The sequence below is a fragment of the Heyndrickxia sp. NPDC080065 genome (genome assembly GCF_050281185.1).
Classification (GTDB): domain Bacteria; phylum Bacillota; class Bacilli; order Bacillales; family Bacillaceae_C; genus Heyndrickxia.
In genome coordinates this window covers 35,527-59,398 of sequence record NZ_JBNNWS010000006.1, presented here as the reverse complement: position 1 = coordinate 59,398, position 23,872 = coordinate 35,527, and the positions used below count along the sequence as shown (strand labels likewise).

Genomic DNA, 23,872 nt, shown 5'->3' with positions numbered 1-23,872 from the left:
ATCTTAGGTTCAAATTTTCTAAAACCCATTTTTAATTGTTAATATAAGCTCTTTGTTTTACTTGTTCATATACTTGTATGGCAAATTCATAATCTTCCTTTGTATCAATATCAATGGCTTCTACATCATCTACTTCTTGAAGAAAAGGCTTAAATCCAATTCTTCGCCTATACCCTTCAAAAATATTCTTTCTGAACATAAAAAAACCACTTGTTTCTATAAAAACAGGTGTGATATCTTGGGTGCGTGGAATATTATTCAGCTCATAATTTAATGGTTTTTCTTCAAACCAGGCGAATGTTTGCTTTTTTTGGACACTTAATGCGGAATCATAGTCTTCGAGTAACATTTTCGATAGGGCCTTCTCTATGGTATTTGCCGCTAAAAATGGAGAAGTTGTATGGGATAGAATATAAATATCACTATCTACTGATTCAATAAATGATTGATATATTTCCTGTCCCTTAACCAAATCTCCATCCAAATACCTGTCTCTTTTCAAAAATTTTACTTGAGAAGGTATATGTTTTTTTATTTCCTCATCACTACAAAACACATACACATCATCAATATCTTTTACCTTTAATAAAGAATCAAATATATACCATGATAAAGAATACTCTCCTAATGGGAGTATATTTTTCATGGGCAGTCTTTGGCTATTCAACTTGATCGGTACAAATGCAACAACTCTCTGTTTTTTCACTACACAACAGCCTCCCTTTATTAAACTAAGACATTAACCTATTCCCGCTTCTAACAATTCCGTATTCTGACTACTATTCGATAGCACAGCTTCCAGATGGACTCTTTCAAATACTTCGAGCATGCCTCCTCTAGTTGCGTTATATATTTTTATTTGATGTCGATCAGCATATTTCTTTGCTTCTTCGTAGGCGCAAATCATTTTGTCACCTGCTGATAAGTAGGATGGATCCACATGATCGTAATTTACAAAATGATGATTCATATTGCTAGAGTAATTACAATCAGTACCAAGCAAATAAATTTCCTTAAATCCCATAAATACGGCAAGTTGAATGAGAGAATAAGTGACTGTATATCCGTCGTATACGACAGCAAAGGCATCATTGCTAAATTTCGTATGGTACTTATGATGGACTATATTATGATTAAGCATATTCATAGGATAGATATAATAATCGTCTGGGATATGTTTTTGATTAGCAATCGTTTCACCTATGAATTTACAATCGACTTCCAATGTTTCAATAGATTTTTCAAATTTATTGAAGACACCAACATCCTGAATCCCATAATAGGTTGGCCTCCAATTGGTTTCTTCAAAGGCTAAGCAGATGGAATTCATGCTAAAGGTCACTTCATTTTTTAGTTTTTCAAGATCTTCAATGGTTAAGCTTGGTCCTGTAGCTACAATAAAACATCTTTCGCCTTTATGTTTATTTTTTAATTGCCTTAACTTTTCGTATCGACTTTTTTTATTTAAACGTGCGACTCTTAAAAACTTTTTTACGTTAAAAAGAATAATAGAAGTAATAGTTGGTATAATGTTGTACTGTATATTTCTTATTTTTGTTATCAAATAATATGTAAATTTATTACTTTTCAGCATGGTTTTAATTGTCATTTGATATTACCCCATTTTTGAATTCAGTTAGTCAGTTCATTATAAAGAACATTGAATACAAAAAAATAACACCTTCCCCTGTGTTAATTACTTACTAAAATCGATATTTCTTTTTTCTTATTATGTTCATATACCCCGAATAATTTTATCCAATTTTCAAAAAAATCTACATGCTTTTGATCTCTTTTAGGATACTCCTGCAATCTAAGGAGAATAAATTCTAAATAAAACAGATACCTATATGTATCCGATTGGTTTATTAATTCTTGTGTTATCACTGAATTAAAATTAGTATTTTCTATTAAATGCTTTTGAAAACATGTAAATGCTTGATCTATTTCTTCGACAATATGAACCCTTTCAGCATCTTTTCTTTTTGCAACTTTATCAAACACGATAAAGTAAAAATCAAAATAACAGCTTCGTCTATCAAGTGTATGCCAATCAATAACCCATGATTTTGTGTTGTCTGTAAGAACATTTCCTTCCCAAAAATCACCATGTGAAAATACCAAAAGTACATCTTTTATCGAGGCATCCAATTTCATTTTCCTTTTTATGAATGAGAAAAATTCCAGTATACCAGGATCAAATACTTCGGAATGAGGATTTTCATTTATATAAGCCTCTTTCAATTGATGAATCCTGTTTATCAAGTTTTGTTGATACTGTCTCAATATCATAACTTGAGGAGTTGTGCTCATCATGATAATCCCTAGTAATGGAAAGACCTCTAAATTAAAATTGTGATTATTATCATAATCAAAAGAAGAAGTCTTTAAATTTACATAACATTCCTTAACATAACGTCTATTTATATCCATCTCAGTAATTTCAGGTGCTAAGTTACACTTTCGAGCCTCTACTAATTTATGAATGTTTGATTCAACTTCCGTCGTTGTATCATCATCAGAAAAAACAGTGGTTATTTCTTTTTTCTTGAAATTGATAATTTTGTATTCTCCTAGACGTGATACCATTAAACAATGTCCATAAAATTTTGATGTAATAATTGGCAAGGAATCTTTTGACCTATAGTATAATTGTCTTCTTCTATAAAATAGGTAGGTAAATTCCAATACTCGTTTAATTCTTACCAAAGGTTTAAAAAAATTCAACAGTTTATTATTTGTTTTTCTTTCGAGAAAGTTAAATGGTTTAGCCATAAACAACAAATAGTATATAAGATCTATTAAATTTATATCTATATTAATAAATAATGAATGATCAATTAATAAATATGCATATTCCATGTTATCTCCTTTTTTATTCAATGTGTGTTCTTTTTAAAGAACATTCTTTGAATAAAAAAATATCATCTTTTTGTTATAGTGTCAATCACTTACTTGATATAAGTATTTATTTTTGTGCCCTGTCTTCAGAGATTTATTAAAATCATCAACTATCCGTATTAATTCCCTTTTTGGAAATTGACAGTGTTCAAATAATTCCATTTCCAAATGAGAAATATCAGCTTTCCGAATGGCCTCTCCTTGCAAAAAGAACTGCTCAACATCTTGGGATTGGTGACAAGCTAACATTTTTCTTTTCACCCTACGCTCTTCTACTGAAATATTAATTTTTATTTCTTTTCCTACAGCAGATTGAGTTGGCAAAAAGTTTACATCGTGAGCTCCTAATGGCTGCATTGGATTATATTCAGTCCATTCAAATACTTTTGAATATCCTACTTTATTACATACAGTCTTAACAACAAAACTTGTTAAATCATGATCCCGATGCCCCCCCTCCATACAATGAACATATATACGACCTGGATCCAGCTTTTGCACTAGCTGTTGAATGTCCATTGACATATTTTTCAAATATCGTTGTGTTCCTCCATCTGGAAAACCTAGACAATAAATATTTTCCTTTGGGATATTAATTAATGATAATGCCTGAACAGCCTCTCGATATCTTATATTTGATTTCCGAATGGATTCACTTACTTTAACATTCCAGCTCTCTCCTCCCCGCCCCGTTCCATTCGTTATAAAAACAACTTTTATGTTATCCTCCTCTAAACTGTGTCTATATAATGCAGTACCTAAACCTAATACATCATCATCCGGATGAGCGGCAAAAACTAAAACATCTGTATCATCATCTACGTCAATTACCGGAAACTTTCGCCCGAGCATTCGACTTGGATATCTATATAATCCTCTTATAAATTCTATCTGTTTAATGAATCTTTCTCTCCCCTGTACATATTCAATAACATGTCCTCGTATATATTGTCTTAATTTTAAAAAGAGCATTTTCTTATTTTTATATTTTCCTAACAAAAGCCTCACCACTTCATTATTTTTCGAAAAATTGCTTTAGTAGACACAATCTAGTACCTTTTTTATTTCATTTGCCATCTCTACATTGTTCTTTTTTAAATTATTTTCAAACTTTGTACGTAATGTTTGATTATTTATTAAGGTTTTAAGTGCTTGATACATTTCATTTTCATCAAAATTTACAATTAGTCCATTCTGTTCGTTTTCAATCTGTTCTCTAGCAGCAAAGAAATCTGTTGTTATAATTGGTTTATTGAATGTTCTTGCCTCTGCTAGTGAAAGACAATATCCTTCATGTCTTGATGGTTGGACATAGATATCACATTGTCTAATATAGGGATACGGATTTGTTTTTGTTCCCAGCAGGATGAAATACTCTTCTAAACCATATTGCTTGATCGAATGTTCCAGCTCCAAGCGACGATCACCGTCACCGATACAATACCACCTGACACGGTACCCCTCCTCCTTTAGCTTTATGAGAATGCTAGGGATCAAGTCATGCCCTTTCTCCTTCGTTAGTCTTCCTACTGTTAAAATACGAATTCCATTAAACGAATCATCAAAACCATTATTTTCTGCGACTAATTTTTCCATTTGTTCTCTGTCCATTAAGTTATAAAAAATAGATGTTTTTTCTTTCAAATGAGGATAAAGATCATTAAATTGTTTCTTTGCGTTTTCTGAAACACAAAAGATTTTATCGTATTTTTCATAAAACTTGTTATAAGGTTTTAGTTCCTCTACATATTGAGAAACATCTGCATGTATCCAAGCAATCTTTGACTTTGCTTTTATATTGTTCATCACAAAAACAACTGGAAAAGATGCAGGAACATGATAGGCAATGGCTAAATCATATTCAGATTTCACCTTTGGGATGAATTTAGAGTGATACCATTCTTGTTTAAATACATTTTTAGTTTTTTTTGCCAAAATTGTATACCAACCAGTTTTAACAGCAAGGATGAATTTACCGTTTTTTGTATAATTCCATATTTTGTCTACCGTCGTATTTTCATAACCATATATACACTCAACCTTTACATGGTCAGGTATCTCATTCTCAAGCTCGCCACCCATCCCCATAACCAAAACAGTGACATCGTACTTATCTTTTGGAATAGAATTTAGCATAGAAATCAATGCCTTTTCTATTCCTCCCATCACCATTCTTCTAGTAACAATGACTATTTTTTTCATTTTCCATCCTTCCTTTAATGTAATTACATAACCGATTGTTTTAATTTATTTTCTATCGCTACTAATCTACCTTTGTTTATTTTGAATACAATGTCACAATTTTCGATTGTACTTAATCTATGCGCAATAATAATTAACGTTTTTTCACCTTTTAAGCCATCAAAAGCTCTCATTATTTCCTTTTCTGTTTCATTATCTAAAGCTGATGTTGCTTCATCCATGAATAATATTTCAGGATTATGATATAAAGCCCGTGCGATACCAATCCGTTGCCTTTGACCTCCTGATAGCCTAACTCCTCGTTCGCCTACCCTTGACTCCAATTGATCTGGCAATGCTTCGACAAATTCCTTTAACTGGGCTTGCTCTAAGGCTCTCCAAACCTCTTCATCCGTAATCTGTTCATCTTCAATCCCAAACGCTACATTAGCACGAATGGTATCATCAGATAAAAAGATTGATTGTGGGATATAGCCTATCTTCTTCTTCCATAATTCTTCTTGTTCATCTAAATTTTTTCCATCTATAAGAATAGCCCCCTTTTCTGGTCGAAATAATCCTAGGATGATATCAACAAGCGTTGTTTTGCCAGCACCCGATTCACCAATAAACGCAACGGACTGACCAATTGGAATTGTTAAAGATATATCTTTTACTGCAAATTCTTTTTGGTTAGGATAACGAAAAGAAACTTCATTTAATTTTATTGAATCATTAAACATTCTTTTTCCTTTATACTCTCGTACTAGTTTATTTTTTGAAATAATACTCCTATTCAGGACTCCCTGATCTTTATTTAGAAATAAATCTCTATAAACAACTGATAGAGCTGGTTGGCTATAGCGAATCGTTGTTATTAATGCAACCACACGAGTGATTGACGGCATTAAGCGGAAAGCAGCCATCGCAAAAAGTGCCATTGTTGATACTAAGTGGGTCGTGCTCATTCCTTGAAAAACGATGATGAGCATGGTAATAAGAACAACAGATACTAATAATGTTTCAATAAAAAGCCTTGGTACTTGATCTAACATACTCATATATCGGTTGTTATTTGCGCTAATTTGACTATGCTTTGTGTATTCATTAATAAAGAAATCTTCCTTCCCTGAAACTTTTACTTCTTTACTTGCTCCTAACCCTTGATTCACCCATTTAATCATAGAGCTGCTTAGCCTTTGCTGTTCGGTCCCTAAGTAACTAATCTTTTTTCGAAAAAATTTAAAAAATATAAAAACACTTCCACCTAATATAATGGAAGCTATAATTGTTGCTAAAGGCGCAGTTTTCAGAAGTAATAATAATATTAATGTTGTAACAAGAAGTTCCGTAAACAACTGAAATCCTGATATAATCATTCCATTAAACACTCTAGATACTTCACTATTTACATTCCGAAGTAATTCTGCAGTATTTCGTTGTAAATGGAACGCGTATGATTTAGTTAAATATTCTTTAAACAATCTTCGTGATAATTTAACTTGTTGATTTAGGATGACTCTAATTTGTGTATAGTTAAAAAGAAGTAAATATAGATTCTTAAGAACAAATACTAAAAGCAGCATGATAACAGCAAATACAATAAATGATGATGTGGATCGAAAGCTGAATAAATTATATACATAAGCTAAAATCGCCTGCTTTTGGATGATATCGGGATTAGTTAGGACCCCAACAATCGGAACGATCATCCCGATTCCTACCGTTTCAAATACGGCAGCAATAATCATCATAAAAAATAAAACTACTAATACTTTCTTTTCTCTTTTATTGAAAAGCATTAATAGTTTTTTGATTGAATCGATCAATTCCATAACCTCTTTCAACTTAATTTTTTGTTAAGTCCTGATCTATATTTGAAGCATTCAACTCCACTCTGGAAAATGAAAAACTTTCACGAATGGTGTTACCTTAAGTGCTAAAAGAAGAAAGCTGCTTTTTACTAGAGAAGAGTACCTTTTTACGTTTTTACTATGATCAAGAGAATTATTTTCAGTGTTTACATGTTTAAGCTTTGGAAGTTTCTTTAACAACCTAAAATCAGAAATAGAATTGTTGCTTAAATTTAACTTTTCTACATTTAAGAAATACTCTAGCCCATCTAAATTTGAAATTCCCTTATTACTTAAATCGAGTTCCTTTACTTTGGTTAAATCTGCAATGTCTATCCATCTATCCGGATTTGAAATTTTTTCTCTAACCGCCCTTTCAAAATTGTAATCGATAAACGTAGCGATACCTGCGATTTCTGATGTCGTGTAAAATTCCATATCATATTTCCGTCCGATATCAATAATCCTCTGAATAAGCTCAGGAGATACTCTCCAATTTCCCCATTTTTCAGCCTTTTTCCCTTTGCCAATATGATCCCTATTAACATTTTCTGGTAATATCGAATGGCAAGTTAATATTAAATTTTTTCCTGTTTTCTTTGCTAATTTGATCATTTTTTTTAGATAGTTAACATTACAAGCATAATAGGTATCTAAACAAATGGATGGAGCAAATCCACTATGATTAAATGATGTTAAATTATCTTTATCCAAGTGTCCTCTAGCAATTTTAAAATACTTAGGAATTAACTTTCGTAAAGTAAGATCATTACATTTAAAGTGTGGGAATGCAAAGATTACAGGCTTTTTGAATCTTTCCTTTGTCTTAGAATGTGATTGTTTTTCCATCCAATTAAAAAGTGTAATGATTTCCTCTTCCATCCATCTGTCATATCCATATGCAGCTGAATACTCTGTAGCATCTTTATGTCTGAAACTATGATGAGCAAGTTCATGACCGTTTGCTTGCAATTCTAATAATTTATCTATTTCCTGCTGTATATGTTCTCTATTTTCTTCTAGCGGATGAACACCATTCATATTGAATGTCACCTTCACATCATAATACCCGAATATATTTTTTCCGTATTTATACCAATCATTGACTCGATAACTATCATCAAAAGAAAGGGCAATTCCTGGTTTGTTCATATATGGAATCAATTCTTTATTTAATTGTTCATTATTGCTTTTTACTTGTTTAACCATATTTCTATATAAATGACTCCAGTATCTCCATTGAAAGTATTTCTTCATTAGTAAATGAATCAACTGCCTAAGCTTATTTTGCATATTCATCTACCTCCATTAATGATCCCTCCCACAATTTGTGTTCGTGAATTGTGCTTACAATAAAGGATTGTTAACATTTAAACATCATCCATTGTTCCACTAAAGGATTTTATTCTCGCAAAATTCTTTGCGAATACTCGGTCAATCTTCCATAAAAAATAATTTTTATTTGCTAATTTATGTCCATCCACAGCTATTAGCCATCGGTTTTCTGCAATTTTTAATTGATCGATCGTATGCATACCATCTTTGTTCCAATCAATTTCCCTTTTAGTTCCTCTTAACACAACATTAAGTTCTACTTCTTCATATTCAAATTCTGACAATCGGGTTATTTTAAATACCCGAACGGCACTCCCATAGCTTGGCTTTCCATCTTGGGTATACCGATAAATATTCCCCCTATCTACAATTACCCTGCCTCCAGGTCTAGTGATACTAACATTATTAGATATCAAGGGGCTTTTGGGATGTTCTAACCAATCCCCTTCAAGTTTATTAGAGTAAAATAAATGCAATTTCCCGCTCTTTCCTGCTAGCATCCACCATTTATTGTTATATTGAAATATACTAGAATCTACATATTTTCCTTGGATGAGTTCACAAGCTATCTCCCATTCATATGGGAAGTTTTTTGCCTTATATAACAAGACTTTGTTTGCTTCACAGGATTCAGGAATCATGTAGAAATCTTCATTAAATTTAAATACATATGGATAAGATAAATGGAAATTTTCTCTTAGGACAGCTCGATCATAAGCCCAATTCTCTCCATCAATACTTGTAGCTAACCCGATAATCCCCTTACCCGTCGATTTATCAAGAATCTCAAAAAACATATAAAACTTGGATTCATCAGAAATAATAAACGGATCCGCAACAAACTCCGCTGGCACATCTGAAACATCTGAAGCTTGTAAAGTTGGATCCTTTATCTTTTTTCCATTTGGTTGCTTAGAGATAATCGTATTAGAATGAAACACCGTTATGGACCATATACCTAACATTATTTTTCTATTGAATAACTTACTCAACAATAAAAGTAAAATTAAAAAAACAGCTATTAATATATACATATAGCTACCATTCATTTTAGACTCCTTCCAAATCCAAGCAATTATCCTACAAAATCGAATATTTTTATCATTTCATGTTTACAGTCATCGGTTTCTTCAGCCAAATTTTTAGAAAAACTTTCTCGTAAATCATTATCATTTATTAATTTCACTAATGCTTGAAAGATTTCATCTTCATTCATTCCAACAATGAGTCCGTTTACTCCATTCTTTATCTGTTCTTTTGCCCCGGTAAAACAAGTTGTTATAATCGGTTTTCTTAATAACCTAGCTTCCATTAATGTAAGGCAATACCCTTCATGTCTAGATGGCTGAACATATATATTACATTGGTCTATATATGGATAGGGATTCGGGTCCGTACCTAATAAGATAAATTTATCTTCTAAGTTATACTTCTTGATCAAACGTTCATATTCCCCTCTACAGTTTCCATCCCCTACGCAATACCATCGCACTTTATATCCATCTTTTACAAGCTTAGAAAATGCTCGGATCGCTAAATCCTGCCCTTTTTCAGCCGACAATCTCCCAACTGTCAAAATCCTCAATCCATCAAATCGATCGGTAAACCCTTCCCCATCTCTCGACTGACTTTTAATCATTTGTAGAGACGAGATATTTATAAAAGTGTCTGTTTTCTCCTTTAAAATGGGTACTTTTCCCAACAATTTCTTTCTCGCTTCATTTGATACAACAAAAACCTTATCAAATTTGGAATACACTTCCGAAGCAAACTTTGGATTAAACCCGGTCTTTGTAATATCAAAATGAATCCATTGGATTTTCGTTTTCGATTTCATTTTTTTCAAAACAAAATAGCTTATGAAATCCATTGGACCATCATAAGCTACAGCAACATCATATTCTTCATTAAGAGGTGGATATTTTCTTAATAGATATTTATAGAAAAGGCTTCTGTTTTTTACTATTTTCGTAATAATGTGTAGAAATAAAATGGTAACAGCTTTAAAAACTCTCCCCTTTTTTAATAAATGTAACGAAACAAATTGTGGAGGCTTATTTAATAAATCTTTCATGCTTTGATACCCTGTAAAATATTTGACTCTTACTTCTGAAGGGATAAATTTAAGAAATCCTCCGTATTCTTCTAACATTAAAATAGTAATATCATATTTATCTTTTGGCATTTCATTGATCATGTTGAGTAAAGCTTTTTCCGTCCCACCTATGTTCATATTGATTAACATGAAAACGATCTTTTTTCTCATTCTCATTCACCCTATCAATTGATAGAATTTATCTAATTCCTCAAGATTTCCTTTTTTCTCCTGTTTTAAATAGTTAACAATATTCTCTTTGAGATCCTTATTATGAATTAATTTTACTATTCCTTCACAAACAGCATCAGCATTCATATCAACAACTAGCCCATTTTTCCCATCTATCATTTGATTAAATACGGCATCAAACCTTGTTGTAACTACTGGAATATTAAGCATCCGTGCTTCAGCAATCGCAAGACCGAAACCTTCGAATCGTGATGTTTGCACATAGATGTCACAGTTTTTTATAAACGGATACGGATTTGTAGTCACTCCTAATAATACAAAATGATCAGATAATCCATTTTCTTCAATAAAATGCTGTATGTCTCCTAAAAGAGGACCTTTCCCAAGTACGTACCACTTGAATTTAATTCCCTTTTCTTTTAGCTTTTTACATGTATTTAACGCAATATCATAGCCTTTTTGATGTGCTAATCTCCCTATTGTAAGGATTCTTAATCCATCAAAATGGTCTGTGTAATTCTCTCCGAGATCCGCCATACTAGAAATAAAATGGGGGTCATTAATATCATAAATGATTTCGATTTTATGATCATATGATGGAAAGGTTTCTAATAGAACTTCTTTCGTTGAATCAGATACGGCGATTATTTTATTATATTGATCGTAAAACTGTTTTTGAAAATCTGCTTCTTTATGATCTAATCTATATGTTACATTGACCCAAGCAAATTTTTTCTTCGCTTTTACCTTTTCAGCTACATAAAAAGTTGGTACTCCTTGTGCATAGCTAATAGCTATATCATATGATTCAGGATTTTCCTCAATGACGCCTGAAACATTCTCCCAGTATAATCTGGCTTTCTGAGGATTACTATATTTCCCCATACGTATGTTTAACGAATATTTTAGCCTTGATTTAAACATTTTAAAGTCGGTTCTCTTCAAAGAATATAGAAGGGCACTCTTTAAATTTAACTTTGTAAAATCCGTATACTTTAATGGCTGTAAAATATTCACTTCTTTTGGAACGAGTTCTTCAAGAATTTCACCATATGCAAACAACATTAAGTCTACCGAATACTTGTCATAATCCAGTAATGATAGCAACGTAATTAAACTTTTTTCTGCTCCCGCTCCGACTAATGAGTCTATAACAAATAATAAAGATTTTTTCATTTTGAAAGATCTCCAATAATTTTATGTGGCTTTTAAAAACCATTTTCCTTTTTCATTTGAAACATACACATATATAGAAGGACTTATGATTAACAATGCCACCATTACTTTTTGTTTCCAGCTAATATAGGGATTTTTAATGAGCGTTTTCATATCTTTTTTTATAGATTTCTTAAGGTGGATTAATTCATTATCAACACCCTTAAGTTGTGACCTAGCCACAAGATAATTCCAGATAAATACTTCTATATAGCACTTGAATGCTTTTTCGTGCAATTTTTTTTGCCTTATTGTTTTAAAGAATTCAGCACGATCTTTTAAGGCATATACCCTATCAAACTTCTTTATAGAGAAAGGGGAATATACGATACTATTTGGCCTTTGAACATAGTAATATAATTTTGCTGAAATAGAAGTAACTTTCGTACTTTGATAATAAATTTTATGTACGATAAGTTCATCTTCGTATATCCTCCCTTCCTTATATTGTAAAGTTTGAAAGATGGACCTTTTATATAATTTATTAACTGCGAAGATCCACCTTTCAGCGCTTCTTCCCATTGGATCAAATGTACTTCTACTCCCATTCGGAAGATATAATTTATTTAACGCTTCGATATTCGTATAGTTTTCTAAACAATACTCCTTATTCCCCCATTCTTTTAAGACAGTCTTTTTGTCTGCATCTACTTTAACAACATCACAAACGACAACATCTGAAGAATGTAATTTAGCACTGGTATATAAAATTTCATACATTTTCTTATCAATATAATCATCACTATCAACAAAGCCAATATATTGACCTTTAGCCATCTTTAACCCGGCATTTCTTGCAGATGATAATCCGCCGTTTTCTTTGTGTATAACTTTTACTCGTGGATCACTTTTTGCATAATGATCACAAATTTCACCACACCGATCAGGTGAACCATCATCCACAAGGATCAGCTCAAAATATGAAAAGGTCTGCGCTAAAATTGAATCGATACACTTGTGTAAATAAGGTTCGACCTTATATACAGGTACTATCACGCTAATTTTTGGATCCATCATCTTAAACCCTTTCAACTCTTATCTTGTTCCTTAAATTATTGATTGCATGCGATATAATAAATAATCCAACACTGTAATTTACGAGTGTAATAAGATTTTTATATTTCATCGTTAATACATCATTCTTAACAATGTCTTTATAAAACTTTCTGACAGAGGATTGAATAAAAAGTAAGTACTTCTTTCTTTCTTTTTTGTCGGCCACTTGATTTACAATATAATAACTATTATCCACACAAGCATATGCAAAGCATGCATAAACTACATTAGACAGCTGCGGATAGTTTTGTTTCATGAACGGTAGGATTTCTTCCCATCCTGTAAAGGCGTCCAACCTCCTTTTATTGAATGTGGAGGTTAAGATGCTATTCTCTCTTTTTACATACATGTATCCTACATAATTTGTAAAAACAACTTTATTTGCATTAGAAAATAGTTTATAAGTTGTTGATAAATCTTCATGGATTCGACCTTCTGGGAATAGAATATTCTCAAAGCAAGTTTTCTTAAACAGCTTATTACATACAGAAAATCTGTATAAAACACCTTTAAAAAGCTGTCTCATTCCCTCGATATGATCCATTTCCTTTATAATCTTTTCCTCATCGTCACTTATAAGCTCACCATCTATCTCTCTTCCAAATCGGCAAATCGATATATCACTATTGGTTTCCTGACAAAGCTGGTAAAGATTTTTGTACATATTTTCATCTATAAAATCATCACTATCGATAAAGCCAATATATTCACCTTCTGCCTCCTTTATCCCTGCGTTTCTTGCAGAGCTTAGCCCGCCATTGTTTTTATGAATTACCCTAACCCTACTATTCTTGCTCTCATATTCATCACAAATGTCACCACTGCAGTCCGTCGATCCATCATTCACAAGAATTAATTCAAAGTTGGTGAAGGTTTGCGCAAGAATACTATCTATGCATTGCTTTAAATATAATTCTTCATTATATACAGGGACGATAATACTTATTGCAGGATTCATCATGTTTTACTTCCATTCCTTATATAATAATTTTGTCCTTTACTAAAGTGGATGAAACACCCGGAGTATATGGAAAATAGACCAGGTCTACTCCTACCTCACTAAACCTTCTCTCTACTTCATTAAAGAGAGGATTTCCTTTCCAATCGTCTCCGACAAACATGGCATCGAATTTTAACTTCTCCCAGGCTGCATACTTATCTCTATTGGTCTGAAAGACAACTTTATCAACGTATTTGATGCCTTCAACGATTTCAATTCTTTCATGAAAGGGAATGACGGGCTTTTTACTTTTGTATTCCATTACTAGCTCATCAGTACTGACGCCGACAATTAGGTAGTCACATCTTTCTTTCGCCCTTTTAAAAATATTTAGATGTCCTACATGAAATAAGTCGAACACACCTGTCGTATAACCAATGTTATAGTGCTTCTCTTGCATACACTTTCCTCCTCTTCCGACTAAAAGCTACTTCATAAATTTTATGAAGCAATTTCTCACTTGCTTTTCCATCTTCATAAGAACCGACCGTTAGTAAAAATTCATTCAAATCCTTCTTGTACTTTTCCTTATCAAAGTTTTCAATTTTCTCGATTAAATCTTTATTACTGAAAGCACTGATAAAAGGAAGCTCTTTTATATCAAAATATAAATCTCGCTCATTTTTCATATAATCCATTAAATCTGGAATAAATAAAAAGCAAGGCCTGAGTGTAATACTAAAGTCAAACATGAGTGATGAGTAATCTGAAATTAAAATATCTGCAATACTAAGTAGCTCCTGTGTATCATCATAAGAGGTGACATCCATTACATTCGGCCCAACAGCTAATTGATTTGATTTGAGTATAAGGTGAGGGTGCAGCTTCACAAGAATGACCCATTTGCCACCGATTTGATTCTTGAGTTTTTCTAAAATTGATTGAAAGTCTAGATTGTATACATCTAAGTTGTGGTTTTTTCGAAAGGTTGGAGCATATAAGATAATTCGAGATTCTTTTGGGATGTTAAGTTGTTGAAAAATTCTAGTCTTCATTTCAGGATCAGTATGAAAAAGAACATCATTTCTAGGAGTACCACATTCGAATATTTCCCCTTCATACCAAAAGGCTCTTTTAAAAGTTTGAGTACTATAGTCACATCCGGATAATAATAGGTCACATTTCCCGGAATCCTTTATCGCATTTTGCACATAATGTAGTGGCAATGACTCTTCAGCATCTTTTTCAATTTGCTTTAATCTGAGAGAGCTATGCCATGTTTGTATGTAATATTGATTTTTTCTTTTTACAAATAACTCAGTTGTACGAAAATTGGTAATGATTACTTTTGATGTGCATAATTCATAGAAGTATTTGATTGACATGGTTCTTACTTTTCTAATCCCTTTTCTATCGGGCTTCGAGCTAGGATCTGTATATGCCCAAACAATATCAAATGTATTTCCAGGGTAGTTTTTTAAAATATATTCTGTAATGTATTTAGGATTACATCCATATTGGCTTCCATAATAACTAAAAAAGATGATTTTATTTTTCTTTACTGGCAATAGGTTGAAAAAATATATCATCACGAAAGCAAGATATTTTTTTACACTCCCTTTTGGTTTATCCATAACGATCCTGAACTCCTTTTTAGCTTTTAAATTCTAGCCGCTGCAATCCGACTGGTTGGCGATTAATTTTTAGTTTTCTAACAATCTTTTGTACAAAAAGATAGAGAACATTTAAGTAGGGATGGATAGAAAACAAAATAAGCTGCCTATTTAATGTTTTTTCATGTTTAACTGATTTTTTGAATTGACGATAATTACTTTTTATATAAGTTTTAATATCTTTTCTATACGTAGCCCCTTTATCTTTTTTTCGATTCGCTAATAAGAGGTTATAGTGTATTAAACTTGTTTTTAAAATACCTTTAAGCGATTCTTCTGTTAAATCTTGATAGTATTCTTCCAAGAAACAATGCCTTTCCTTCAAGCCCCTAATGATATCTAGATTCCTCGGGGAGTAAGTAGCAACAATGCTGTCATTTCTTTGAAAATAGTAACAAAGGGGGTCGTTTAAGATCACATATTTATGGACTCGGTGCATAACCTTATGTGCCCAAAATACATCCTCGAACAAAACACCTTTTTCAAAAGGAATATCTTGGATGAAATTGGATTTAAACAGCTTCCCCCACGCAAAATTTTTCACTTTTTCATTAATCACAAGCTCTTTCATTAACTCTTTATTACTTAAAACTAGTGGCGGACAAGTTTTGTCAAAATACCTATTATCAAAAAGCAAATGGTCTTCGTAGGCATAATAAAAAGCCGATTGAACAACATCAGCTTTGTACTCTAGGATTGTATTCACCATTTTCTCGATCATATTTGGTTCTAACCAGTCGTCACTATCAACAAATAAAATACACTCCCCCGTAATTTGCTTGATTCCAAAATTTCTAGCATCGGATAAGCCTCCATTCTGTTTGTGGAACGCTTTTACACGGTTGTCTATTTTTTTATATTCCTCAGCAATTCTACCGCTGTTATCCAATGATCCATCATTGACTAAAATAATCTCTAAGTTTTCATAAGTTTGATTGATAATCGAATCAACACATCTTTCCAAATATTTTTCCACATTATAAATCGGAACAATCACACTCACTTTTTGATCGTTCATTTTTATTGCTCCTTAATTCGCATTTTTCCATTTTATAAACTCAATTAATGTTTTGTATTCTTGAATTTGATCTTTATCCACACCGGATTCCTTTAATTCCATGACAAGATCCAGCCATTCTTTCTCAAGCGGCTCTGCCTGTGTATCACTCGTTAATAATGTAATAAGTTCCACCTTTAGAACGGAGGCTATTTTTGACATTACTTGAATGGATGGATTTTGATTTAAATTTCTTTCCATATTGCTTAAATATGATTTAGAAATGCCTGCACGTTCTGCAAGCTCTGATAATGTTAATCCTCTTTGTTTTCGTAATTCGTAAATTCTTGTTCCTATCATTCGTTTTACCCCATCTATATTAAATTTTGTAATTCAAATAAATCTGCTCCTTTGCACAAATGGTGTTTTTGATAGAATTAATCACTCTCAGTTGATCTTCCTTCGTTAAGCTCGAACCTGATGGTAAACAGATTCCTGTTCGAAATAATTTTTCACTAATATTTTCATTCTCGCTATGTTGATAGTAACGATACCCTTTGAACAGTGGCTGCATATGAAGCGGTTTCCAAACTGGACGGGCTTCAATGTTCTCCTCCGCAAGTGATTGTAAAAGTGTAATTGTAGAAATGCCTGTTTCTTGTTCATCGATGGTTATGACTGAAAGCCAACGGTTAGAAAAGGTATTTTCCAATTCAGGCATGAAGGAGATTCCATGGATCATATCCAGCTCCTTCTTATATCTTTCAAAAATGAATCGCCTTGTTTTCACTCGATCCTCTAACATTTTTAGCTGCCCTCTGCCAATCCCAGCCAATACATTGCTCATCCGATAGTTAAATCCCATTATGCTATGTTGGTAATGGGGGGCTGGATCTCTTGCTTGTGTCGCTAAAAAACGTGCCTTTTTTATGGCATCAGTATCATTTGATACGAGCATCCCCCCACCTGAAGTGGTGATAATTTTGTTTCCATTGAAAGAGTAGATTCCAAACCTCCCGAATGTACCGCTTGCTTTCCCCTTGTATGTCGAGCCAAGCGATTCAGCCGCATCCTCAATAACTGGAACACCATATTTATTGCATAAGGAAAGAATTTCATCCATTTTGGCACTTTGTCCGTACAGGTTGACGACTATGACTGCTTTCGGCAGCTTTCCTTCAAATGAAGCAATTTTAAATGCTTTTTCAAGTGCTTGGGGAGACATATTCCACGTCTCCGGCTCCGAGTCGATAAAAACAGGCTCTGCCCCTTGATAAATAATTGGATTAGCACTTGCCACAAAAGTGAGGCTGGAACAAAAAACGGTATCTCCTCTTTTCACTTCTAATAAAGAAAGAGCCAAATGAATCGCTGCGGTCCCTGAACTGACGGCAATTGCATCATCGGCTCTTACATACTGGCATATCTCTTTTTCAAAAGCATCCACATTCGGTCCTAATGGAGCAATCCAATTCGTTTTAAATGCTTCATTAATATACTTTTCTTCATGGCCGCTCAAATGTGGAGGAGATAATAATATCCTATTCTTATTCACCAAACTCATTCTCTCCTTTTTTACTCTGGCTGGAACTCCTACAGCTGTACAGTTAGCTGGGATATGATTGGTTACCGCCGCTCCCGCTCCAATAATAGACCATTCGCCAATTGTTTTGTTTGGGATCACTGTTGCGCCTGCTCCGATATGTACTCCATCTGAAATTTTGACAGAGCCTGTTAATGTTGCATTTGGTGACACGTGTACAAAGTCTCCTAATTGGTTATCATGCTCAATCACAGAACCTGTATTAATGATCGAATGCTGACCAATTTGAGCATCCGCATGAATCACTGCATTTGCCATTATCACAGTTCCTACGCCTACCTTAGCACTCGGACTCATAATAGCTGATTGGTGTACCAATGTTACAAAATACTCTTCTGGAAGACTTAATCTTTCCACGACGGATTTTCTAACTTTATTATCCCCAATGGCGACAATGAACTTAATATCTTTAAAGTAATCGATAAAAAATAGAACGGATGAAACCGGGCCGTAATAGAGTTGATTCGTCATTGCTATCTCTTCATATTGATCATCTAAATACCCAACAATTTGAACGCCTTTTTTAGACTTAATTAGATCTTGAATGACTTTGCTATGACCGCCTTGACCAATAATTGCAATCTTCATCCATGTCCCTCTTTTACAGTAGAGTTTGATCCTTTAAAGCTTTCCATTGTTTCATTCCCCGGTTGATTAATACCTTCCGAATGAATGACCTTCATTATAGTCATAAATATTATTTTCATATCTAGTAAAAACGACTGATTATTTACATACCAAACATCTAAATTAAATTTTTCATCCCAGCTAATTGAATTTCGGCCATTTATTTGTGCCCACCCTGTTATTCCAGGCTTAACATTGTGACGTTTTGCTTGTTCTGCTGTATATAACGGCAAATACTCCATTAATAATGGTCTTGGTCCAACTAAACTGATATCTCCTTTCATAACATTTAGGAGCTGTGGCAATTCATCTAAACTATATTTTCTTAAAAATTTGCCAAAGGAAGTCAATCTTATTTGATCTGATAGATAATTTCCATTTTTATCTCTTTCATCTGTCATTGTTCGAAATTTATAAAGGTAAAAGGGTTTTCCGTTTAATCCTGGACGTAATTGCTTAAAAAAAATAGGTGACCCTAGCTTGTATCTTACTAAAAAAGGTATAATAACCATCAATGGAGAGAAGCAGATAAATAATAGAAAGGAAATGATTAAATCAAAAAGTCGCTTCAATTTCCTCGTCCTTCTTCCCTTTTTTGTTATCCCCTACCCGATTATTGGATTGCCATCGCCATGAATCTACACACATTTCCTCGATACTTCGTGATGCACTCCAGTTAAGTTCTTTTTCTGCTTTTGCAGGGTCAGCAAAGCTGATAGCTATATCACCTGGCCTTCGTTTACTAATGGAATGGGGGATTTTTATCCCGCAAGTTTTTTCAAATGCTTGAATGATCTCCATGACACTATACCCTTTCCCTGTTCCAAGATTGTACGTATGAAGTCCTGTAGTGGACAAATTCCACTCAAGTGCTTTTACATGCCCTAAGGCAAGATCAACCACATGGATATAATCCCTCACCCCTGTCCCGTCTTTTGTTGGATAATCTGCCCCAAACACCTTTAGTTCGTCTAGTTCTCCAACTGCAACCTTCGTAATATATGGGACCAGGTTATTCGGAATATCGGCCGGATCTTCTCCAATCATACCGCTTGGGTGTGCCCCAATCGGATTAAAATACCTTAAAATAGAAATGCTCCAATCGTTATCAGATTGATAGAGGTCGTGAAGAATTTCTTCAACCATTAGCTTTGTGCGGCCATAAGGATTGGTTGCTTTGAGTGGGAAATCCTCTTTAATTGGCACTGTTTTCGGAGTACCATACACTGTTGCTGATGAACTAAACACTAGCTTTTTCACACTATATTTTTGCATAGCTTGAAAGAGTGCGAGTGTACCAGATAGATTATTTTGATAATATTTGAGTGGCTTTTCTACGGATTCCCCAACCGCCTTCATTCCCGCTAAATGAATGACCGCCTGAATCTTATTTTCGGAAAACACCTCCTCAAGTCCATCCTTTTCAAGAAGATTTATTGCATAAACCTTCATATCTCTTCCAGTAATCTCATGAACCCGTTTCAGCGATTCAGGATAACTATTGGAAAAATTGTCTAACACGATGATTTCATACCCGGCATTGAGAAGCTCTATGATCGTATGACTACCGATATACCCTGCTCCTCCTGTAACCAAAATTGACATTTTTCTAACCTCCCATCTTCATTTATCCTTCAATTAGCTGATAAAATTTGTGTAAGTGTTCCTGGTCTCTTTCACAGGTATTCAACAGATGATCCGTTAACTTTTCTCTTAATTCATATGAATGGATTAGTCTCTTTACTCCTTCTGCTATTCCTGTAGCACTTAGTTCGACAATGAGTCCAGTTTTCTCATCTTGAATTTGATTTTGGAATGATGGAATATCTGTCACAACAATAGGCCGCGAAAGGACAATTGCCTCTTCCACTGCCACGCAATGTGCCTCTGTTTTCGATGGCTGAACATAAATATCACAAAGCCCCATATAAGGATATGGATTTTCTTTTTCCCCAAGTAAAATAAAATGTTGATTGATCCCCATTTCATTTGCCTTCTGCTGAAGGTTTTCATACAAAGGACCATTTCCTATAAGTAACCAGCTGATATCATAGCCTTCCCGAACCAAAATCTTACACGCCTCTAACGCAAAAAAGACTCCTTTTTCATCAACGAGTCTAGCCACTGTAACAATGTTTATGTGGTAGGAGGCTTTTTCTTCTGTAAAAACTGGGGCTTCCTTAGATAAAGATCTTACGGTTTCAGCAGAAATTCGGTTGTGGATTACCTGCATTTTCGTTGAAAACTCAGGAAAATAGGATGCTAATGTATGTTTGGCAGAATCAGCAACACTAACAATATAATCACATTCAGAGAATGTTCTCCTTTCAAGCTCTGGACATGGCCAGCCATTTATTTGGCTATAAGCATAATCCATATGATTATAGACAATTTTTTTATCTGCACTCACCTTTTCCGTTACATAGTAATTACAGAAGAAATCAATATAACTGATGGCTACATCATAATGCTTAGGCTGCCTTTGTAAAATTTGCCGATAGACTCTCCATCTGATTCCTGTCCCCATACCTTTTGAAAGTTTCGATAAAGTAGCAGCAAGAGATTTCCCAATTAGCAGTCGGTACTTTTTCTTTTTGATGAGTTCTGGTACTGCCTGCAGTAATGGTGTAGAGAACGTCTCAAACAATGGCGGCAGGATATTGATTTGTTGCGGTATCCATTTAAACAACACACCACTATGATCAAACAAGAGAAGGTCTACATCGTACTTCTCGTAATCTATATCAGAAAGAAGTGTGAGCAAACTTTTCTCGATTCCACCTGTTTGCATGTACTGGGTAACAAATAGCAATTGTTTTTTCACTGGCAATTGACTCCTTATGTCACATAGTAGTAGAAGGAAAATTGCGACTATTCCCGAGATATAATAACATCCATTTCGGAACATTCTCTTGGATGCTGAAGCCACGCGTTCGTAAGTTGTTAAAAATGGTATTGGGCTCCGGCCTAGTAATGGTGATTGCCTTTACTATCTGATCTGTCCAAGCTTTCAGATCTCCTTCAAGACTGACACAGGACATTAATCCAAGACCCATATCCGTCGTTTTCGGAACGCTGTCTGATACTACACAGGGTGTACCTGAACATTGAGCCTCTAACAAGGCAATCCCAAATCCTTCAAACAATGAAGGAAAGAGAAAAACATCAAATGCTTTCATTAATCTTGGAATATCTGTTCTAACTCCTAAAAACCGGATATTTTCTAATACTCCAAGAGCTTTCGCTTCTTCTTCAATCGATTCTTTTAATGGCCCATCCCCTATTAGAAGAACGACAAAGCTGGGGTCATTATCTAGCAATTTTATTAAAACCTTAAGAATGAAGAAGTGATTTTTAGAATAAGAAAAACGTCCAACATGGCCAATGATTTTTGTTTGTTTCGAAAGATTCAGTTCCTCAATTACATGATCACGAATACATGAATCCATCCCATGAAATTGATTAAGATCGATTCCGTTTTTTAGAATATTGACCTTGTACCTCCTCACCATTTTTTTCCCAAACAAAAATTCCGCCGCTTCCGTACTACAACTGCAATAATCGGTGGCAGATAACTTGATTAGTAGTTTCAAGATTTTCAAGGTGAGCTGATCACGAAATCGTTCTCCTTTTTGCCAATCATTACTATGTGAATGGCTAATGCGTTTCTTAATCCCACACATTTTTGCCGCTAATGCAGGAAATCCACTTTGAAAATCTGTATGAGAGTGGATAGCGGTATATTTTGTTGATCTCATAATTTTTATCAATTCTTTTAAATAGTTCATCGGGCCTTGTCTCCCAAGACTATTTACTTTATAGACTTTTCCCCCTAGGGAAGTAATTTCGTCATAAAAGTCATCCTTTGTATTAGAATGACTGACGAAATCAAATTGGATTTTCGTTCGATCGATGTTTCTGTAAATATTCATCAGCAAGGTTTCCGCTCCGCCACGGTCCATGGAGCTAACAATTTGTAATACTCGTTTCGGATCATTGCTAGACATCTCTTCACCCCATTTCTTATTGGAATAATGTAAAAAAATCACTTCTATAATAGATATTTAAACTAATTACCTCTTCATAATAGAAGTAAATAAAATAACAAACTAATATTCCAAAATAAATAAGCCTTTGATAATTTTCTTTAAATAGCTTCACCACCCACGAAATCAAAATAATTTGGTATAAGGTAAAATAAAGCGAAAACCGAGCAAATATCCAACTTTGAGTAGAAATAATCATAAACATCAATCCGATCAAGGAAAGATTCACAATATAGTCGCTATTCGGCATAATACTTCTAAGCTTATGCCGGCCAAGGAAGGCTATCAATAAAGGCACACTATCAACTGCCACTCGAAGGATATTTGCACCACCTTCAGAAAAATTGCTGTATCCTCCATATTGGGTATCCTTTAAAGCCGAAAATAACACACCTGTAAATTGATTAAATCCAATGACAATCAAAACCGCCAGCAAAAGCAAGGAAAATGTAGTACCAGTCCACGCCTTCCTCCTAACGATAAAATAGATTGGAATTAGGATGAGTGCTGTTTGATGGATGGTGGAAGCTAATAATACGACTAAAAAAAACTTTTTCCACCTGCCTTCAAGGAGAAATTTTGTTGCCGCAAAAACAATGGCAGCAGCCAGGCATTGTCGAATACCATTCATGGATGTTAAAAACCAACCGTTAGCAATAAACACATATACGCTAAGCTCAAACAATCTAGAATATTTATATAATGTAAGAATAATAAGGACATTTGTTATTAAAGCAGTGATCAAAAGCATGATCTGGGGATCGCTCGAAATATTTTTTAATATCATTTGGAGAATCCCAAATCCATAATCCTTCTGAGATAAAATATAATCCCAGGTGAAATCATTTATTATATAGATATGTTTATAAGCACCTGTATCACCAATATTTGCTCTAAGACCTGAAACTAGCACTAACGAAAGTAAAGCACCGCCAATCAACCATTTATTCGGTTTGAAAATAACCATGGAATTTGGTGTGATAAAGGCTGTTGAGAAATACCTTGCAAAAAATGATAAAGTAAACACGATGGCAAGATTGATCCAAAGTATTGTCATTTTATATATCCTTTCAGGTGGTTAAGGCTAAAGAAACAAAAAAAGACTATCCCTTTAACTTAAGAAGTCCTTGTTTTTTTGTTGAAGCTGTTTACGAATGA

General features: G+C 33.8%; 22 protein-coding genes and 1 pseudogene. All 23 read right to left on the bottom strand.

The genetic code is table 11. From position 1 onward, the window contains the following. Positions 1-31: 31 nt before the first annotated feature. Positions 32-706 (bottom strand): cytidylyltransferase domain-containing protein, encoded by a 675-nt coding sequence (locus ACQKP0_RS08445; protein ID WP_427405391.1) that lies wholly within the window; start codon positions 704-706, stop codon positions 32-34. A gap of 33 nt (positions 707-739) precedes the next feature. Beyond that, entirely contained in the window at positions 740-1,609 is an 870-nt protein-coding gene (locus ACQKP0_RS08440) for a 6-hydroxymethylpterin diphosphokinase MptE-like protein (RefSeq protein ID WP_427405390.1), read from the bottom strand. 83 nt (positions 1,610-1,692) lie between these two features. Beyond that, positions 1,693-2,862, bottom strand: coding sequence for a hypothetical protein (locus ACQKP0_RS08435; RefSeq protein WP_427405389.1), 1,170 nt, complete (start codon positions 2,860-2,862; stop codon positions 1,693-1,695). 81 nt (positions 2,863-2,943) lie between these two features. Continuing rightward, the gene (locus tag ACQKP0_RS08430) at positions 2,944-3,873 is read right to left on the bottom strand and encodes a PIG-L deacetylase family protein (protein ID WP_427405388.1); all 930 of its coding nucleotides are present in this window, start codon (positions 3,871-3,873) and stop codon (positions 2,944-2,946) included. 63 nt (positions 3,874-3,936) lie between these two features. Further along, a complete protein-coding gene (locus tag ACQKP0_RS08425) occupies positions 3,937-5,103 on the bottom strand; it encodes a glycosyltransferase (protein WP_427405387.1) in 1,167 nt (388 codons plus the stop codon). A gap of 23 nt (positions 5,104-5,126) precedes the next feature. Then, a complete protein-coding gene (locus ACQKP0_RS08420; RefSeq protein WP_427405567.1) occupies positions 5,127-6,917 on the bottom strand; it encodes an ABC transporter ATP-binding protein in 1,791 nt (596 codons plus the stop codon). A gap of 51 nt (positions 6,918-6,968) precedes the next feature. Next, positions 6,969-8,228, bottom strand: coding sequence for a polysaccharide deacetylase family protein (locus ACQKP0_RS08415; protein WP_427405386.1), 1,260 nt, complete (start codon positions 8,226-8,228; stop codon positions 6,969-6,971). A gap of 77 nt (positions 8,229-8,305) precedes the next feature. After that, positions 8,306-9,319 carry a glucosamine inositolphosphorylceramide transferase family protein gene (locus ACQKP0_RS08410; RefSeq protein ID WP_427405385.1) on the bottom strand — a complete coding sequence of 338 codons (1,014 nt, stop codon included), beginning with the start codon at positions 9,317-9,319 and terminating at the stop codon, positions 8,306-8,308. 26 nt (positions 9,320-9,345) lie between these two features. Further along, on the bottom strand, positions 9,346-10,536 hold the full coding sequence (locus tag ACQKP0_RS08405) for a glycosyltransferase (protein ID WP_427405384.1): 1,191 nt from the start codon (positions 10,534-10,536) through the stop codon (positions 9,346-9,348). 6 nt (positions 10,537-10,542) lie between these two features. Further along, on the bottom strand, positions 10,543-11,733 hold the full coding sequence (locus ACQKP0_RS08400) for a glycosyltransferase (protein ID WP_427405383.1): 1,191 nt from the start codon (positions 11,731-11,733) through the stop codon (positions 10,543-10,545). Positions 11,734-11,754: 21 nt separating this feature from the next. Continuing rightward, positions 11,755-12,786, bottom strand: a complete 1,032-nt coding sequence (locus ACQKP0_RS08395) for a glycosyltransferase family 2 protein (protein WP_427405382.1) — start codon at positions 12,784-12,786, stop codon at positions 11,755-11,757. Positions 12,787-12,790: 4 nt separating this feature from the next. Then, the gene (locus tag ACQKP0_RS08390) at positions 12,791-13,786 is read right to left on the bottom strand and encodes a glycosyltransferase family 2 protein (protein WP_427405381.1); all 996 of its coding nucleotides are present in this window, start codon (positions 13,784-13,786) and stop codon (positions 12,791-12,793) included. A gap of 19 nt (positions 13,787-13,805) precedes the next feature. Then, entirely contained in the window at positions 13,806-14,228 is a 423-nt protein-coding gene (locus ACQKP0_RS08385) for an adenylyltransferase/cytidyltransferase family protein (RefSeq protein ID WP_427405380.1), read from the bottom strand. Next, positions 14,209-15,402, bottom strand: a complete 1,194-nt coding sequence (locus tag ACQKP0_RS08380) for a CDP-glycerol glycerophosphotransferase family protein (protein WP_427405379.1) — start codon at positions 15,400-15,402, stop codon at positions 14,209-14,211. The genes ACQKP0_RS08385 and ACQKP0_RS08380 overlap by 20 nt, the downstream gene beginning before the upstream one ends. Before the next feature lie 19 nt (positions 15,403-15,421). Further along, on the bottom strand, positions 15,422-16,459 hold the full coding sequence (locus ACQKP0_RS08375; RefSeq protein ID WP_427405378.1) for a glycosyltransferase family 2 protein: 1,038 nt from the start codon (positions 16,457-16,459) through the stop codon (positions 15,422-15,424). Between the two features lie 12 nt (positions 16,460-16,471). After that, positions 16,472-16,798 carry a helix-turn-helix domain-containing protein gene (locus tag ACQKP0_RS08370; RefSeq protein WP_427405377.1) on the bottom strand — a complete coding sequence of 109 codons (327 nt, stop codon included), beginning with the start codon at positions 16,796-16,798 and terminating at the stop codon, positions 16,472-16,474. Positions 16,799-16,817: 19 nt separating this feature from the next. After that, positions 16,818-18,002, bottom strand: coding sequence for a DegT/DnrJ/EryC1/StrS family aminotransferase (locus ACQKP0_RS08365; protein WP_427405566.1), 1,185 nt, complete (start codon positions 18,000-18,002; stop codon positions 16,818-16,820). Positions 18,003-18,029: 27 nt separating this feature from the next. Beyond that, a pseudogene (locus tag ACQKP0_RS08360) lies at positions 18,030-18,629 on the bottom strand (acetyltransferase); the annotation flags it as partial. Then, positions 18,626-19,240: a sugar transferase gene (locus ACQKP0_RS08355; protein WP_427405376.1), complete on the bottom strand. Its 615-nt coding sequence runs from the start codon at positions 19,238-19,240 to the stop codon at positions 18,626-18,628. The pseudogene ACQKP0_RS08360 and the gene ACQKP0_RS08355, both read right to left, overlap by 4 nt. After that, the gene (gene galE, locus ACQKP0_RS08350) at positions 19,224-20,273 is read right to left on the bottom strand and encodes a UDP-glucose 4-epimerase GalE (RefSeq protein WP_427405375.1); all 1,050 of its coding nucleotides are present in this window, start codon (positions 20,271-20,273) and stop codon (positions 19,224-19,226) included. Before galE ends, ACQKP0_RS08355 begins: the two co-directional genes overlap by 17 nt. 22 nt (positions 20,274-20,295) lie before the next feature. After that, a complete protein-coding gene (locus ACQKP0_RS08345; RefSeq protein WP_427405374.1) occupies positions 20,296-21,492 on the bottom strand; it encodes a glycosyltransferase in 1,197 nt (398 codons plus the stop codon). 19 nt (positions 21,493-21,511) lie between these two features. Beyond that, on the bottom strand, positions 21,512-22,675 hold the full coding sequence (locus tag ACQKP0_RS08340; protein ID WP_427405373.1) for a glycosyltransferase family 1 protein: 1,164 nt from the start codon (positions 22,673-22,675) through the stop codon (positions 21,512-21,514). Positions 22,676-22,691: 16 nt separating this feature from the next. Further along, a complete protein-coding gene (locus ACQKP0_RS08335) occupies positions 22,692-23,771 on the bottom strand; it encodes an EpsG family protein (RefSeq protein ID WP_427405372.1) in 1,080 nt (359 codons plus the stop codon). Positions 23,772-23,872: the final 101 nt, after the last annotated feature.